The organism is Archangium gephyra, from assembly GCF_042230915.1.
GTDB lineage: Bacteria > Myxococcota > Myxococcia > Myxococcales > Myxococcaceae > Archangium > Archangium gephyra_B.
Map to the genome: position 1 here is coordinate 3,539,566 of NZ_CP102578.1, position 15,735 is coordinate 3,555,300.

13 protein-coding genes are annotated in these 15,735 nt (G+C 70.5%); 10 read left to right on the forward strand and 3 right to left on the reverse strand.

Annotation, left to right across the window (positions count from 1 at the left end; genetic code table 11):
- Positions 1 to 28 precede the first annotated feature (28 nt).
- The 4 genes from NR798_RS14240 (at position 29) to NR798_RS14255 (ending at position 4,126) form a co-directional block, all read left to right on the forward strand.
- Positions 29 to 1,120 carry a glycosyltransferase family 4 protein gene (locus NR798_RS14240; protein ID WP_375772006.1) on the forward strand — a complete coding sequence of 364 codons (1,092 nt, stop codon included), beginning with the start codon at positions 29 to 31 and terminating at the stop codon, positions 1,118 to 1,120.
- Positions 1,121 to 1,263: 143 nt separating this feature from the next.
- Positions 1,264 to 2,244 (forward strand): hypothetical protein, encoded by a 981-nt coding sequence (locus tag NR798_RS14245; RefSeq protein WP_375772007.1) that lies wholly within the window; start codon positions 1,264 to 1,266, stop codon positions 2,242 to 2,244.
- 181 nt (positions 2,245 to 2,425) lie between these two features.
- The gene (locus NR798_RS14250) at positions 2,426 to 3,031 is read left to right on the forward strand and encodes a hypothetical protein (protein WP_375772008.1); all 606 of its coding nucleotides are present in this window, start codon (positions 2,426 to 2,428) and stop codon (positions 3,029 to 3,031) included.
- Between the two features lie 528 nt (positions 3,032 to 3,559).
- Positions 3,560 to 4,126, forward strand: a complete 567-nt coding sequence (locus NR798_RS14255; protein WP_375772009.1) for a peptide chain release factor-like protein — start codon at positions 3,560 to 3,562, stop codon at positions 4,124 to 4,126.
- Positions 4,127 to 4,139: 13 nt separating this feature from the next.
- Here NR798_RS14255 and NR798_RS14260 read toward each other — a convergent pair whose 3' ends face one another.
- Positions 4,140 to 4,643: a hypothetical protein gene (locus tag NR798_RS14260; protein WP_375772010.1), complete on the reverse strand. Its 504-nt coding sequence runs from the start codon at positions 4,641 to 4,643 to the stop codon at positions 4,140 to 4,142.
- A 348-nt stretch (positions 4,644 to 4,991) separates the two neighbouring features.
- Entirely contained in the window at positions 4,992 to 5,465 is a 474-nt protein-coding gene (locus NR798_RS14265; RefSeq protein ID WP_375772011.1) for a DUF1569 domain-containing protein, read from the reverse strand.
- Between the two features lie 81 nt (positions 5,466 to 5,546).
- Between NR798_RS14265 and NR798_RS14270 the strand changes: the two genes are divergently transcribed.
- Positions 5,547 to 8,315 carry a hypothetical protein gene (locus tag NR798_RS14270; RefSeq protein ID WP_375772012.1) on the forward strand — a complete coding sequence of 923 codons (2,769 nt, stop codon included), beginning with the start codon at positions 5,547 to 5,549 and terminating at the stop codon, positions 8,313 to 8,315.
- Between the two features lie 21 nt (positions 8,316 to 8,336).
- Here NR798_RS14270 and NR798_RS14275 read toward each other — a convergent pair whose 3' ends face one another.
- Positions 8,337 to 9,650, reverse strand: coding sequence for an MFS transporter (locus NR798_RS14275; protein ID WP_375772013.1), 1,314 nt, complete (start codon positions 9,648 to 9,650; stop codon positions 8,337 to 8,339).
- A gap of 124 nt (positions 9,651 to 9,774) precedes the next feature.
- Here NR798_RS14275 and NR798_RS14280 point away from each other — a divergent pair, with 124 nt between their 5' ends.
- The 5 genes from NR798_RS14280 (at position 9,775) to NR798_RS14300 (ending at position 15,703) form a co-directional block, all read left to right on the forward strand.
- Complete coding sequence (locus NR798_RS14280) at positions 9,775 to 11,067, forward strand: myxosortase-dependent phytase-like phosphatase (RefSeq protein ID WP_375772014.1); 1,293 nt, start codon at positions 9,775 to 9,777, stop codon at positions 11,065 to 11,067.
- 45 nt (positions 11,068 to 11,112) lie between these two features.
- The gene (locus tag NR798_RS14285) at positions 11,113 to 12,954 is read left to right on the forward strand and encodes a bifunctional metallophosphatase/5'-nucleotidase (protein ID WP_375772015.1); all 1,842 of its coding nucleotides are present in this window, start codon (positions 11,113 to 11,115) and stop codon (positions 12,952 to 12,954) included.
- A 206-nt stretch (positions 12,955 to 13,160) separates the two neighbouring features.
- Positions 13,161 to 13,532, forward strand: coding sequence for a hypothetical protein (locus tag NR798_RS14290; RefSeq protein WP_375772016.1), 372 nt, complete (start codon positions 13,161 to 13,163; stop codon positions 13,530 to 13,532).
- Positions 13,533 to 13,621: 89 nt separating this feature from the next.
- Positions 13,622 to 14,455, forward strand: coding sequence for a CCA tRNA nucleotidyltransferase (locus tag NR798_RS14295; RefSeq protein WP_375772017.1), 834 nt, complete (start codon positions 13,622 to 13,624; stop codon positions 14,453 to 14,455).
- Between the two features lie 9 nt (positions 14,456 to 14,464).
- Entirely contained in the window at positions 14,465 to 15,703 is a 1,239-nt protein-coding gene (locus NR798_RS14300; protein WP_375772018.1) for a hypothetical protein, read from the forward strand.
- Positions 15,704 to 15,735 lie beyond the last annotated feature (32 nt).

The following is a 15,735-nucleotide window of genomic DNA, read 5'->3' on the forward strand; positions in this document are numbered from 1 at the left end:
ATCACAGCACCGTGCTATGAGGCGCACCGTGTCAACCAGTCCTGTCGCTTTCGATGCGAGTCTCTGGGACGAGCCCACCACGGGCATTGGTCTCTACACCCGCTGTCTGGCCGAGGGCCTGGAAGCAAGGGGCGTGCGCCTGGAGCGGTTGGGTGCCCGGATTTCGGGGGAGGACCCGAGAGGTCACCTGGGACGCACCGCCTACGTGCTGGGCCGGCTTCCCCAGGTGCTGAGGGGCTCGGAGGCGCGGCTGTACCACGCGCTGGGCAACTTCAACCTCCCGCTGGTGCGCACGCCCGGCAAGGCGTACGTCGTCACCGTTCACGACCTGATTCCCCTGCTGATGCCCGAGACGGTGTCGCGGGCGTATCGCTGGCAGTTCCGCCTGTGGCTGGCCCGGAGTGTCCGGGTGGCGGACCGCATCCTCTGCGTGAGCGCGTGCACCCGGGATGATCTGCTGGCGCGCCACCCCGAGGCCGAGGGCAAGGTGTCGGTGGTCTACAACGGGGTGGATCACGTGGACCGCCATGTGCCGGATGCCACCACCAAGGCCTCCCTGCGCACGTTGTCGCTGCCGGAGCGGTACGTGCTGTACGCGGGCTCGCTGGACGTGCGCAAGAACGTGAGCCTGGTGCTGGACGCGCTCGAGCGGCTGAAGGCGCGGGGGCGGCCGGCGGCGCTGGTGATGGCGGGGCAGAGCTGGTTCGGCTCGGGGGCGGTGGAGTCGCGCGTGGCGCGCATGCGCTCGGAGGGGCATGACATCCGCTCGCTGGGGTACCAGTCCGAGGCGATGTTCTTCGAGCTGATGCGGCGGGCGGCGGTGTTCGCGTTCCCGTCGAAGTACGAGGGCTTCGGGCTGCCGCCGCTGGAGGCGATGCGGCTGGGGACGCCGGCCATCGTGTCCACGACAGGGGCGACGCCGGAGGTGTGCGGGCAGGGGGCGCTGGCGGTGCGGCCGGACGACGCGGAAGGGTTGGCGGAGGCGATGGACCGGTTGCTGCGCTCGGACACCGAGCGGCGGCGCTGGGCGGAGGAGGGGAAGCGGCAGGCGGCCCTGTTCACCTGGGCGCGCTGCGCGGACGAGACGCTCGCGGCCTACGAGGAGGCGCTGCGGCGGTAACTCAGCGGCATCTTGGTGGTCTCACTTCGATGAACTTGGCCCTGGTGACGTGCTCTTGCTCCAGGGTCTTCTTACAATAAACCGCCTTGGACTGCGGAGAGCGGCGGCCGGGGCTCAAATCCTTTCTACTGAGCTGGGCGCCGATGACGCACACCATCTTCTTTTCCTGGCAGTTGGATACGCGGCAGACAGAAGGCCGCAACCTGATCGAAGGGGCTCTCAAGCGCGCCCTTCGGAAAATCGCCGCCGATACGACGCTGGAGGAGGCGGTCCGCGAACTGGCAGTCGACAAGGACACCCAGAACGTCCCGGGCTCGCCGCCTATTGTTGAGACGATCCTAAAAAAGATCGATGCGGCGGCTATTTTCGTGCCCGACCTGACCTTTGTTGGCGCAAGACAGGACGGGAGACCAACGCCCAACCCAAACGTTCTCATCGAATACGGCTACGCGCTGAAGAGTCTTGGCCATGGGCGCATGGTCCCAGTGATGAACATCGCTCATGGCGCGCCCAGCGCTGAGACGCTGCCCTTCGACCTTCTGCATCTGCGCCATCCCATCAAGTACTCTTGCCCCGAAGGTGCCGACGACGCTGAACGGGGCAAGGCACGCGACGACCTCGCCAAGAACTTTGAGAAGGCGATACGGACAATCCTGCAGAGTCCTGAATTCCAACACGCGATCATGCCAGCGGCACCAGCCGAGCCACATCCTCACGACGTCAAGCTATTGGGTGAGGTACGCGCATTACTGTCGCCCAGCCTCCAGACGTTCCTCGCTCGTCACAATTTCGGAAACCAGTTTCCCATCAAGACCCTCTCGCCTCTGCACAACATGGTCGATGACTGGGTCGGGGTGGCGCACCGCTTCCACGATCCTCAGGTTCAGGAGGCGTTCGGGCGGCTGATGACTGCGACCTCTCACTTCGTTGAGTTGGTGAGTGAGCGCATCTTCGCCGACGCCCGCAACATGGGGATTGGCTCGCCCCTCACTGACCGGGATCGGCGGGAGGGCATGACTGAGACTACGCGAGAGGGAATCCGCGCAATGAACGATGCCGCGAGCGCGCTAGTGCTTGAAATTGAGCGCTTCGAAATTGTCGCTCGCGATCGGATTAGGGTTTAAAGCCAGTTTCGGTAGGAGTTCTCAAAGCTTCTCCGCCCGAGGCGTGGGAAGTCAGGAATGGCGCCTTCCGAGATTGGCTTCGAGGTGGCGCCGCTGCGCCGATGATGGTCTCGCGGGTTTCGAAAGGAGCACTATGGCGCCGCGTGTCTCGACACCCTGGAGGAAGAGCCGCCGCGCGGGCGTGGTCCATGGTGGGCGCCGCTGGCCGAAGCTGACGGAGGGGCTCCACGGCCGTGCGCACTCGCTCCAGGCCCCCGCGCCAGGGCAGGCCGTCCCCATCTTTCGCTGTGACAACCCGTCGCGAGCCTTCTTCTTTCCAGTGACGCCGGATGAGGTCCGGACGGTCCTGGCGCAGTTGCCCGCGTCCCATGTCGAGAGACTGACCCATGTCTGGTTCCGGCGCGTTTCCACGCGGGCCTACGATGAGGGCAACGTCCCTTTCGCCGAGTTCGTCCGGGGCAGCGGGGTCGCCGCCATCATCCTGTACCCCTGGCCGGTGGACCGGTTGCTGTACTTCGGGCGCCAGTCCGTCCCCCCCGCCATCCTGCGCTTCTACCGGCCCTGGGCTCCGACGCTCGTCTCCGACGAGCGAGGCCACTTCCTGTGCTTCACCGCGGAGGGGCTGCGCCGCTTCTATCTCGAGCACCTGCTGCTCCACGAAGTCGGGCACCTCGTGGATTCCTGGCGAGGGGCTCGGAGCAGGGGACGCGTGCGGCGCGCGGAGAGCTTCGCGGACGACTACGCCGTTCAGTGGTTCGCGCGAGGACGGGTGGAGCTCGCTCCCTGAGGCAGCTCCAGCGTGTAGACGATTCGTGGGCTGGCAGCCCAGGTTGCGCGCGGTGGATGCACTCGGCCACCAGGACCTCGCCGACGTAGACGTTCACCAGCAGCTCGCTCACCTCGGGGTAATCCTCCGGACGTGCGGTGCGTATCTCCAAGCTTCCCGTCTTCACGTGCCCGCTCCTCCCGCAGCCAAGCAAAGAAGCTACTTCGCACCGCCTGAAGGTGAGCATCACTCGTAGTCGACTATGAGTGATGTCGTTCTTTGTCCTACACTGCTCGTAGTCGACTACGAGTAGACGAGGCCAGGCAGGCATTTCTGCTCGTCGGGCCAGGTCCGTCAGGCTCCCCGTGCGGTGCCGTCCAGAGGCCTGCGGGAAATCCCTCCCGCTGAGCAGACCAACAGGACACACGATGACCGCGGTCATCGTGGAACTCCGGGCGGCCGAGGGGGGCGACGACGCCCGGCTCCTCGTGCGAGCGCAGTGGACCCTCTATACGAAGCTGGGGGCGCGGAGGGGCCTTTAGCCTCGAGGTGCTCGAGGAGCGCCCAGGCTTCATCGTCTTCCGGGCCACCGGGGTGGAGGCGGCCCGCGTCTTCCAGCACGAGCCCGGCGGGCACCGATGGCAGCGAGTCCCTCCCAACGAGAAGCGCGGCCGCGTGCACACCAGCACGGTGACGGTGGCCGTCCTCCAGGAGCCCGAGGACTCCGCGCTCGTGATTCCTCCCTCCGAGCTGGAGTGGCGCACCAGCCGCGGCAGCGGGCCCGGCGGCCAGCACCGCAACAAGACGGAGAGCGCCGTCGTCCTCACGCACCTGTCCTCGGGACTCACCGTCCGCTGCGAGTCCGAGCGCAGCCAGCACCGCAACCGTGACACGGCGCTGCGGGTGCTGCGCGCACGGCTCCTCCAGGCCCGGCAGGAGGGCTCGGCCCGGGCGGCCAACGCGGAGCGGCGCAGCCAGGTGGGCAGCGGCCAGCGCGGAGACAAGGTGCGCACCGTTCGGTGCCAGGATGGCCTCGTCACGGACCACCGGCTCGGCCGCAAGCTGCCGCTGGACGCGTACCTGCGCGGGGACTGGACCGCGCTGCTCGGCGCGTAAGGGCCGCTCAGGCTCAGGCGCGGACGAGCCGGTGCGGCAGCCCGGGGCGAGGCGCCTCGGCGAGGCCCGACATCACCCTCCCCACCAGCCAGAACTCGCCCTGGATGATGTTTCCGGACTCCAGCGGGGCTGGCAGTTCCCGGGGCGAGGCGAGCACGTCGTAGCTCCCTCCCAGTGTCTGGACGATGGCGTGCTGGAACGTCTCCCCGGTGGCGAGGTTCTCCCTCAGCCCGGCCTCCAACACCCGGCCCGTCAGGAAGGCCTCGGCCGCCTCGGGCCCCTCCTCTCCCTCCGGCGAGAACAGGCCCGAGGGGATGAGGGACTCGGCGGCGAACTTCAACTCCTCGTCCGCCTGCGCGGTGGCGAAGGCCGCCTCGTTCGCCCAGACCTCGATGCCACGGGCGAAGGCGCACAGGCCCAGCTCGAGCAGGGCGCCCTCGTTCACCCGCTCGCGCGTGAGCAGGAGGTCATCGAGCTGCGTGGCCAGCGGGTAGAAGAGCTCGCCCTTCGCGTCCACGATCTCCACGAGCAGCGGGTCGCAGAAACGGCAATCCGGATCACTAGCGAACCGCGTCGCGCGCGCATAGAGCCGCGAGCGGGCGCGGAAGCCCGGGGTGGCGCACTCCACCCCGTCCTCCGACAGCACGAAGCTGACGCTGGCACCGCTCGCATCCGACCAGACGCGCAGCTCGTGGCCTCCCCACTTTCCCGCGGGCTCGCTGCGTTCCAGGAGCAACGACATGCGGCGCCCGAAGTCCTGCGCGTCCCTCGCGGTGATGCCGATGCACGACATGTTGCTGGCCATGCCGTCCAGCCTACCACCGCCCCTGACACCCCCGGGGACGCGCGCACCGTGCCGCCAGGCTCACGCCGCGCGTGTACTCGCTGACAGTTGCACCGCGCACAGATGATCCGCGAGGTGCATGGCGTGCAGCGCCTCGTACTCGCGCTTGTCGCAGGCTCCGTAGGCGAGGTGCGGCTTCAGGGCGGAAGCGTCGGCCGCTTCGAAGCGGGCGATGGCCTGACGGAGGCGTGCCACGGCCGGAGCGAGGCCCGTGTCCTCCAGCGCGGGCGCGCCGGGGATGGCCGCGTCGAGGCCATGGGACATGAAGCGCTGCGAGAGGAACTTCCGCTTCGCGATGCGGCCGATCGTCGCGCGGAACAGGGCCGAGCGCAGCCTCGGGTAGCCGTCGAGCGAGCAGTCAATGCTCTGGGCGCAGTGGTGAAGCACCTGCGGCAGCGTCCAGGGGCCGGGCACCGAGGCTCCCTCCGCGCGCTCCAGCGCATCGAGCTCGGCCCGCACCTGCTCCCACGTCGTCATTCTCAACATTCGCGACATGGGGGACATCCTAGCGGACGGGCTCCGTCCTCGCGCTGGGGGGTTGCTCCGTGAGGGGAGGGGCCTCTATGCCGGGGCTCCATGCGAGCCAATCGTTTCCTTCTCCTCTGTTCCGCGTCGGTGCTGCTGCTGTCGGCCAGTGCGTGCCGTGACGAACCGGCGCCGAGCCCGGAGCCCGTCTGCACCGAGGCGCCGCTCCCGCTGCAGAATCCGCGCTCCCACACCCTGGGCGAGACCTTCTACCTGCCGCGGCTGAAGCAGGACGCGCAGTGTCCCTCCACCTTGGAGTGGCGGGTCGTCTCCGCGCCCGAGGCCAGCCGCAACACGGCCTACACGCGGGGCGCTCCCGAGCCGCGTTTCACCCCCGACGTGCCCGGCGACTACGTCTTCCGCCTGGGCGAGCTGCGCAACTCCGAGGTGCCGCTCCACGTCGTGGCCCGCTCTCCGGCCGAGCGCTTCCGCAATCACTACCTCACGCCCCTCTCCGGTGTGGTGCGCGTCGGGGAGGAGTTGTGGACCGCCAACGGCCCGTCCTACACGGTGAGCCGCCTTGCGAAGGTGGACGGCACGTATTGGCGCACGTTCGCGGAGGTGACCGTGGGCGAGTGGCCCTCGGCGCTGGCGTGGCGCGAGCCGCTGCCCTACGTCCTCGTCGCCCACCGCGGCAGCGACACCGTGGGCTTCATCGACAGGGCGCGTGGCGTGCTCGTGGACTCCCTCTGGGTGGGGGACGAGCCCTCCGGCCTGGCGCTCTCGCCGGATGGGCGGCGGCTGTACGTGTCGCTGGCCACGCAGCGCCAGGTGGCGGTGGTGGACCTCTCGTTGCGCGAGGTCGTGGCGCGCGTGGAGGTGGGGTTCGATCCGCGTGCCCTGGCCCTCTCACCCGACGGCCAGCGGCTCTTCGTGGCCTCGTACCGCTCCGGCAACCGATTCAAGGACACGCGCGGCACGTACGGGCCGGGAGATGACAAGGACATCTGGATCGTCGACACGGCGACGCTGACGACGGCCTCCATCGTCGACAGTGTCTCCGCCGATCTGCGCGCCCTGGCGCTCTCCGCGGATGGTGCCGAGCTGTACGTCGCCGCGACCGATGGAGACCCCGAGCCCTCGCAGGCGGACGCCACGGCGAAGCCCTTCGTGCACGAGGTGGTGGTGGTGGGCGCGGACGCGGGGCGGCCCGGTTACGGCCAGGTGCTGCGGCGCGCGGACCTGACGCGCCAGTCCGGCTCCGGCGGCCCCGTGGTCAATCCCGCCGGGGTGCTCGCGGTGGGGGACACGCTCTGGGTCTCCTCCGAGTCCTCTGACCTGGTGGTGGCGCTCGACCGGAACACGCTCGCCGAGAAGGCCCGAGTCCCGGTGGGCGCGGGGGCCCGGCAGCTCGTGGCGTTGGACGCCGCCGGCACGGTGGCGGTCCACTGCTTCCAGAGCTTCGAGCTCTGGGTGCTGCGCGCGGACGGGACGGTGTTCCAGAAGGTGAAGCTCGCGGAGGATCCGCGTCCCGCGAACGTGGCGCTCGGCGAGCGCGTCTTCACCCGGCCCGGTGCGGGCTTCGCGGCGAACCACTCCTGCTCCAGCTGCCACGTGGAGGCGCAGAACGATGGCATGGTGTGGCGCTTCGGACCGTCCATCTGGCACAACGTCCGACCGCTGCAACTGCTGGACGCCACCACGCCGTTGGAGTGGGGCGCCTACGTCTCCAGCTCCGGCAACTTCGGCTACCAGGGGCCCGCGTCCATCGTGTCGCGTCCGGCCACGCCCGAGGAGGCGCTCGGCCTCCAGTCCTTCCTGGGCTCGCTGCTCGGCGCCCCGAGGGCCACGGGCCATACCCGGCTGGACGGCAGCTATACGGAGGCCGCCCTGCGCGGACAGGCGCTCTTCGAGGGCAAGGCCACCTGCTCGGGTTGCCACGTGCCGCCGCTGTACACGTCGCGCGGTTATGTCGCGCAGGGCAAGTCCGGCGAGCCGGCCGACATCCCCACCCTGCTGGGCACCTACCGCCACGGCATCTACTTCGTGGGCGCGAAGGCCCGGAGCCTGGAGGCCGCCGTGGACGTGGCGATCGACTACGTGAAGGTGCCGCTCAGCGCGGAGGAGCGCGGCGATCTTCTCGCCTTCCTGCGCGAGCTGACGCCCAAGGGTGGGGCGCCCCTGGGCATCTGGCCGGACATCGACAGCGCCGAGGGCGTCTACCCGGACGTGCGCCCGTCGGTGGCCTTCGCGGACCCGGTGGATGACTCCCAGGGGAAGACGGCCCCCGAGGTAGCGGCGGAGTACGTGGTGCTGGAGGACGCGCTCGGCAATCGCGTGTCCGGCGCGGTGGAGGTCCAGGGCGGACGGCTCACGTTCGTTCCGGCGGCGCCGCTCGCGCAGGGGGCCCGCTACCGCTTCCGGGTGCTGCCGGGCCTGCCGTTCCTCTCTGGAGGCGCGCTCTGGGGCGAGCTCGGGAGCGAGTTCACCGTCGCGAAGCCGGCCGTTGGCTCCTGGCCGGGGGCGATGCGCATGACCGTCCAGGTTCCAGGCCGCGGGGGCGTGACGCCCGTGGACTTCGTGCTCGAGGCGGCCGCGGTGTCCCGTCCGGGCACGCTCACCCTCACCGTTGTTCCCCAGGGCTCGGGGAGCCAGCAGCGGCAGCAGGTCTGGGCGCGGCTGGATGGGGACCGGTGGTTGATGCAGCCCTTCGCGATGCCGCTCTTCGGCAGCAGCGTGGCGGATGCCTCGGAGGTGGTGGGCGCGGTGACGCAGGTGGACCCGGCCACCCAGGGCATCACCCGCGTGGAGGGCAAGCTGCGCATCCGGGGGCCCGGCATCGACATGCGGGACATCGCCTTCTCCATCGTCCCGAAGTAGCGGCGGTGGAGCGGGGCCCCCTCAACCCGGCGTAGGGGAGGGGGCCTCGGAGGGGGCCTCGTCCAGCGTGGCCCGCGGGCGCAGGGAGAGCGCCAGGGCCATGGCCACCAGACACACGCCACCCACCGTCATGATGACCTGGCCGTGGGTGAAGCCGGCGTGCTCGACGAGCGCCGCCATGCCCATCGGGATGAAGGCCGCCACGAAGGCCCCCACGTGGAAGACGAGCCCCACGCACTTGCCGCGGATGCTCGCCGGGAAGAGCGAGGTGAGCAGCAGCGGAGCGATGCCCGGAGGGGCCGCGCCGAAGAAGCCGCCCGCGAAGGCGCCCAGCCACATCCACCCGGGCACCATGCCTACGTAGAGCGGCAGGAAGGGCAGCATGCCGAAGGCGGCGATGGCCACCGCCCGGGCCACGCCCAGCCGCGAGGCCAGCGCCCCGCACACCGCCGTGCCCAGCAGCATGCCCACGTTGACGAGCGTCACCAGGACCGACACGCCCTGCGTCGTCATCCCCAGCTGCGTCTTCAGCAGCACCGGGTACAGGCTGGTAAGCCCGTAGTAGCCCCCGAAGTTGCACGCCATCACCAGCGAGCCCCACGCCAGCCGCGTCAGCAGCACCGGATCCATGAGCCCCTGCGAGGCCCGTGCGCGCCGCTCGGCCATCGCCTTCTCGCGATCGAAGCTCTCCGGCACCCCGTAGCGGATGGGCAGCACCAGCAGCGCCGGCACCGCGGCGATGACGAAGAGCGCCCGCCAGCCCCACAGCGGCACCACGAAGCCGGACACCACCGCCGCCAGCAGGTAGCCCACGGCCCAGCCTCCGTGGAGGATGCCCGAGGCGATGCCGCGGCTGCGCTCGGGCCAGTTCTCCATGGCCAGCGTGGCGCCGCTCGTCCACTCGGCGCCCATGCCGAAGCCGAAGAGCGTGCGCAGCACCAGCACCCAGGTGATGGAGGGCGCCAGCGCCACCGCGCCGTCGCACAGCGCCAGCCAGAGGATGGAGAGCATCAGCGGCAGCTTGCGGCCCCACCGGTCCGCCATCGCTCCCGCGGCCACTCCGCCCACCAGCCGCACCAGCAGCGTGAGCGTGATGGAGCCCGCCAGCACCGTCACGCCGACGCCGAACTCCTTCGCCATCTCCGGCATCACCAGCAGGTAGATGGTGAAGTCGAAGGCATCCAGCACCCAGCCCACCCAGGCGGCCAGGAAGGTCCGCCACTGCTCCCTTCCGGGCTCCTTCCACCAGGGCCCTGCCTCCGCCCCCGACGCCGGACGTGCCGTCTCGCCGCGGTCGCCCGCGAGTCCCTGGGGGTCCCCCTCACCGGTGTGCATGTCCACGAGGATACCGGAGCCTCGGGGGATGCGCTCGCCGGTGAACGTCTCCGGTCCGTCCCTCCTTGCGCGGGCGGGGGGGCGTGACCAACCCGTTGCCTCGAATCCCGCCCAGGAGGCCGTCGTGCGTTTCCGCACACTTCTCATCGTGGCCGTCCTACTCGCCGGCCTGCCCTCGCGGGCCCAGCAGACCCTCCAGGTGTCGCCGTCGCTGGAGACGCAGCCGGTGCTCGGCGCCGGAACCGCGGTGCAGGGCGCGGCGCTCTGGGTCCACCCCACGGATCCGGCCAACAGCCTGCTCCTCGTGGCGGACAACCAGGTCGGGCTGCTGCTCTACCGGACCAACGGCACGGTGCTGCTGGCGCAGTCCTCCGAGGGCGTGGCCGCGGGCGTGGACGTGCAGGAGAACGTCCAGGTGACGGGCATCTCCCAGTCCCTGGTGATGGTGGCCAACCCGAGCCTCCAGGCGCTCGTGGCCTACCTCATCGATCCCTCGACGCTCGACCTCCGCGGCGCGGGCCTGTCGCCCATCACCACCCAGGGCTTCGTGCCCAACAGCGTGGCCCTGTACGTGAGCCCCACCACCGGGCGCTTCTTCGCCTTCGCCGGGAGTGCCACGGGCGTCATCGCGCAGTTCGAGCTCACCGGCCAGGTGGGGGATGGAGGCGTCCAGGCCAACCTGGTGCGCACCTTCGACGTGGGAGACTCGGTGGTGGGCCTGGCCGTCGACGATGCGCAGCGCACGCTCTACGTCGTCGAGCAGGGCGTCGGCATCTGGCAGTACGGCGCCGAGCCGGACGCCGGGGATGCCCGGACGCTGGTGGATGACATCACCGCGGGAGGGCTCAGCGCGCCCCTGGGAGGCGTGGCCCTCTACACGGCGTCCGGAATCCGGGGCTACCTGCTGGCGGTGAGTGGGGGCACCAGCTCGGTGCGCATCTACGAGCGGGAGCCCTCCGCGCATACCTTCCGCGGCAGTTTCACCCTCGCCCAGGACGGTGGAATCGACGCGGTGGATCGTCCGCGCCACGTGGTGGTGACCAACCGCTCGCAGGGGACGGGCTTCCCCCTGGGCCTGGTGGCCGTGCACGACAGCGCCAACACCCCGGGCGCCAACGAGAACTTCAAGCTCGTCCCCTGGCAGGCGGTTGCCACCGGGTTCGCGACGCCGCTCGTCGTGGACACGGGGAACAACACCCCCACCGATGGCGGGACGCCGGACGCCGGGACGGCGGATGGAGGGGGAGGAGGAGGGCCTTCCAACAACCTCCCGCCGACGGGCCCTGGCGCGCAGGTGCCGCCGGGCTACAACGAGACGGGCCCCAATTGCTACTGCTCCTCGGTGTCCGTGCCGGGCTCGGTGCTGCTCGTGCTGGCGGGCGTGCTGCTGCGCTCGCGCCGCCGCCGCGGGGCCTGATGCGGGTTGCCTGCGGGAGGCGGCTGGGCTCAACTCCCCGCCCGCATGTATTCCTCCCGACTCCTCTTCGCGCTGGTGGCCCTCGCGGCCGCCGGTTGCGCCAGCGCTCCGCGTCCCGCGGAGACGTCCTCCCCGGCTTCTTCTCCTTCCACCCAGGCCCTCCAGGCCCCCGCCGAGCCCGTGCGGCTCACCCTGGTGGCCACCAATGACTTCCACGGCTGGCTGATGCCCCACAAGACCTCGCTCCCCAGCGGGCTCGAGGTGGAGCAGGGTGGGGCGGCCGCCTTCGCCGGCTACCTGGCCCGGCTGCGCGCGGACAACCCGGGCGGCGTGCTGCTGCTCGACGCGGGAGACCTCTTCCAGGGCACGCTCGCCTCCAACCTCACCGAGGGTGCCCCCGTCATCGACCTCTACAACCAGCTGGGCTACGCGGCCGCGGCGCTCGGCAACCACGAGTTCGACTACGGGCCGGTGGGCCCCCGCTCGGTGCCCGGGCCGGGCGAGGACGCCTTCGGAGCGCTCACCGCGCGCATCCGCCAGGCCCGCTTCCCGCTGCTCACCGTCAACGTGCGCGACGCCGCCTCCGGCCAGCACCCCGCGTGGCTCGGCAATGACGGCACGCTGCTGGTGACACTCAAGGGCGTGAAGGTGGGCGTAGTGGGCCTCACCACCCCCTCCACCGCGCACATCGCCAACCCGGCCCACGTCTCCTCCTTGCGTTTCGAGGACATGGTGCCCACCACTCTGGAGGCCGTCCGGCGCCTGCGCGCCCAGGGCGCCGAGGTGGTCGTGGGCATTGCCCACGCTGGAGGCAAGTGCTCGGACCTCTCCAACCCGCGTGACAACTCGAGCTGTGATCGCAAGGACGATGAGATTCTGGACTTCGTCGAGGCGCTGCCGCCGGGCACCGTGGACGCCGTCTTCGCGGGCCATACCCACCAGCCCATGGGCCACTTCTTCGGGGACGTGCCCGTGCTGGCCACCTCGGGCCTGGGCCGCTCCTTCAGCCTGGTGGAGCTCTTCGTGGACCCGGTCAGCCGCAAGGTGCTGCCCGCCAGCACCCGCCTCCAGTCCGCCGTGCCCGTGTGCGCCCGGGTGGAGGAGAAGAGTGGAACGTGTGATCCGCGCAAGCTGAAGGACGTGGACGCCTCGGCGCGGTTCGTGCCCGCCACCTTCCTGGGGCAGCCCGTGGTGCCGGACACCACCGTCGAGACGCTGGTGGGCTCGGCGCTCGCGCACGTGGACGAGGTGCAGCGCCGGCCGATCGGCGTCACCGTGCCCGAGCAGCTGTGGCGCAACTACGAGGACGAGAGCGCGCTCGGGGACGTGCTGACGGACGAGCTCCGGGAGATGGAGGGCGCGGACTTCGCCCTGGTGAACCCGGGCGGGCTGCGCGCGGAGCTGGTGGCCGGCACCCCCACCTATGGGGACGTCTACAAGGTGCTACCGTTCGATAACACCGTGGCCGTCGTCACCCTCACCGGGGCGGAGCTGCGGCGCCTGCTGGAGCTGGCCTATGGCGGCGGGCCCTCCGTCTTCCAGGTGTCCGGCCTGAAGGTGACGCTGGCGAGCTGCCCGGCCAAGGACCGGCTGCGGGACGTGACGCTCGCCAACGGCAAGCCGCTGAAGCCCGACGCCCTCTACCGCGGGGTGATGCCGGACTTCCTCGCCCGGGGCGCCGAGGGGCTCTCCGCCGTACTGGGCTCGGTTCCCCCCGGCCGAATCGATCTGGGCACGGCCCGGGAGCACAACCTGCGCGAGGCGCTGATCGCCCGCTGGGGCTCGCGCAAGGCTCCCCTCGTGGCGCCCGCCCTGGGGCGGATCAGCTACGTGGAGGATGGGGCCCAGTGCCCCCAGCGCGACGCCCGCTCCCGGCGCAAGCGCTGATCCCCCGCTCCCCCTTTCCCGGGGAGTGCTGGCAAGTGGCCGAGATCGCTGCGGATCGCCTCCCGAGCCGAAAAATCGGCTCCCGATCAGTTTTCAACGCCCGATTTCCTCCTTACTCTAGGGGCCGGAACGTCGTGTCCGCCCCTCGGGGACTCTCCTCGTGGGGGCCTGGGCGGGCCGTGCCGGCAGTTCGGGAGGGTATTGAAATGCTTTACAAGGTCACCCCGATGATGCCTCCGCAGGCGCCGGAGAAATCCAAGCCGCGTGAGCCGGGGCAGCCGCGCAAGCGGCGCAAGTCGGCCGTCTATGACGCCGAGGGGCACGAGGTGCTCATCTCGCTCATGTGCCTCAAGTGCCGCACGCTCAAGCCGCTGGCGCAGTTCGGTCTGCGCAAGATGGCGGACGGGGCCATCCGCAACCAGCCCTGGTGCCGCGGGTGCCGCTCGGGAGCGGGGACGCGCAAGCCCAAGGAGCAGCAGGCCGAGGTCGAGGCCACTCCGCAGAACGTGATCGCGCCCGCCCCCGTCGCGGCGGGCCCGAACCTGCAGGTCATCTACCCCCCCGCCACCGAAGAGTGAGCGTCCGCGGGCCCGTGCCCGCGAGGGGTTGGTGCGCGTGCGCCGGCGCCGCTGTGCCATGATGCGGGCCCGTGCCCGCGAGACGAGACATGACAGAGGACCTTCCGCGCCACCCGGTGGATCCGGCCGTGGTGGAGGACGGTCTCGGACGGATCATCTTCCAGGATGACCGGAGGACCTTGCGCGTGCGCGAGGTCCTCTCCGCGCTCCTGGAGGCGGGCCGCCGCGTCTACGTGGTGGGCGGGACACCTCGCGACTGGCTCTCCGGCCAGTCCGCGAAGGACATCGACCTGGCGGTGGATGCACCCCTGGAGGAGACGCACCGGGTGCTGCGCGAGGCGTTTCCCGGCACCGATCCCGTGCTCTTCCACAACCCGCGCTTCGGCGTGCTCCGGTGGGGCGACGCCAGCTCCGGAGGGGTCGATCTCAACATCCTCCGCGACCCCGGGGACATCCAGAACGGCGACATGTGGACCACCACCTTCGTCTCCCGGGAGGACGTGCGGCAGGACGCGCTCACCCGGGACTTCTCGGTGAATGCCTTCTATTACGCGTGCCATGGGGGCGGCGGGCTGATGGATCCGCTCGGCTGCGGGCTGGAGGATCTGCGCTCGCGGACGCTGCGCCTCATCTGCCACCCGCGCATCCTCGACGCGGGCTACCGCCTGACCTTCCGCATCATCCAGTTCCTGGGCCGGGGCTATGTGCCCGCGCCCAACGTGGAGGACTACCTGCGGCGCTGCGTGGATCGGGACATCCAGGGCATGGGCAAGCGGCTGGAGCTGTGGATTCCCAACCACCTCGGTCCGCGGTCCGGCCGGTGGGAGGAGTTCCGGCGGCGGCTGGACGGCTGGGTCCATCAGGAGGCGTCGCGCCAGGTGCTCGACGAGGTCTTCTCCGCGCTGGATCGGGCGGGACGGTAGGGAGGTGGCGTGAGCTTTCGTCGTGTCTATCAGGCGGGGACGTGGGACGTGGCGGGCCGCTACATGGGCGGCACGGAGATCATGCACCTGGTGCCGCATGACGGCCGGCTCTACGCGGCCACCTCCACGTTGCAGCAGGTGCTGGCGCCGGGTGAGCCCGAGGTGGGCGCCCAGGTGCTCGTCCTGGAGGGCCCCGAGTCGAGCTGGCGCGTGGAGCGGGACTTCGAGCCGCGGCACTGGCGGCTGACGTTGGGCTCGGTCACCTTCACGGAGGATGGCCAGGGGCGGAAGCTGCCGGGGCCTCGCTCCCTGCTGCTCGCGGCGCCCACGGATCGCACGGGGCATCTGGCCATCGAGGTGCTCGACGAGTCGGGCACGTGGACCCATGTCCCGGTGGCCAGCGGCCAGGGCACCGCCGGCATCCGCAGCTTCTGCGTGTACCGGGACAAGGTGACGGGCCTGGAGCGGCTCTTCGCGGGCACGGCGCCGATGGGCATCTTCAGCGGGGTGATGGATCCGGACGCGCCCGGGAGCCTGCGCTGGGACGCCCGGCCCGAGCTGGAGGGCTACCGCAAGCGCCCCATGGGGTTCGCCGAGTGCAATGGGGTGCTGCACGCCATCATCCACCCCGGCATCTACCGCCGGGTGGATGGAGCGCAGCCCCGCTGGGAGCAGGTCTACACCTTCCCGGAGCCGGTCATCCCCATCAGCAGCGGGCTGCGCGGGCTGACGGCCATTCCCCATCCCTCCGGGCAGGGCGAGGTGCTGCTAGCCGTGCTGGAGGGAGATCGCGCCCGCGTGCTGCGGATCGACCCGGCGGCGGGCTACCGGGACACGCTCGAGCTGGACGTGCTCGGCTTCCTGGGCGAGCACTGGGGGCGGCGGCCGAGCTACGCCATCGCCGCCTACGACGACCTGACGGAGCTGCGTCACCCGGAGACTGGGGCGCCGGTGCTGGTGATGGGCGTAGGCGCCACCTTCGAGCCCGATCTGTCCTCGCACCCGAAGCAGGGGTGGGATCCCGGTGGCTGGTATCTCGTCCGCCACGGCGAGGGACGCTACGCCCTGCGGCGCATCACCGATCCGGAGCTGGTGCCCATGCCGCCCCTGGTCGCCACCCGGAGCATCGCCCTGTCGCCCTTCGATGGCCGGACGGTGTTCCTCGGCGGGTATGACCCGAACATGAGCCCGTGCCGTAACACGGCGTGGATCTTCTCCGCCCCGCTGGAGGTGGTGCTCGCCTCCTGAGCCATTCAGGTAGGTCCGCGAAGGCGTGCCCC

Bases quoted from the DNA above. Each gene is read 5' to 3' on its own strand.
- NR798_RS14245 (WP_375772007.1), top strand. From the start codon at position 1,264: ATGACGCACACCATCTTCTTTTCCTGGCAGTTGGATACGCGGCAGACA.
- NR798_RS14265 (WP_375772011.1), bottom strand. From the start codon at position 5,465: ATGTCGCGAATGTTGAGAATGACGACGTGGGAGCAGGTGCGGGCCGAG.
- NR798_RS14270 (WP_375772012.1), top strand. From the start codon at position 5,547: ATGCGAGCCAATCGTTTCCTTCTCCTCTGTTCCGCGTCGGTGCTGCTG.
- NR798_RS14275 (WP_375772013.1), bottom strand. From the start codon at position 9,650: ATGCACACCGGTGAGGGGGACCCCCAGGGACTCGCGGGCGACCGCGGC.
- NR798_RS14285 (WP_375772015.1), top strand. From the start codon at position 11,113: ATGTATTCCTCCCGACTCCTCTTCGCGCTGGTGGCCCTCGCGGCCGCC.
- NR798_RS14290 (WP_375772016.1), top strand. From the start codon at position 13,161: ATGCTTTACAAGGTCACCCCGATGATGCCTCCGCAGGCGCCGGAGAAA.
- NR798_RS14295 (WP_375772017.1), top strand. From the start codon at position 13,622: ATGACAGAGGACCTTCCGCGCCACCCGGTGGATCCGGCCGTGGTGGAG.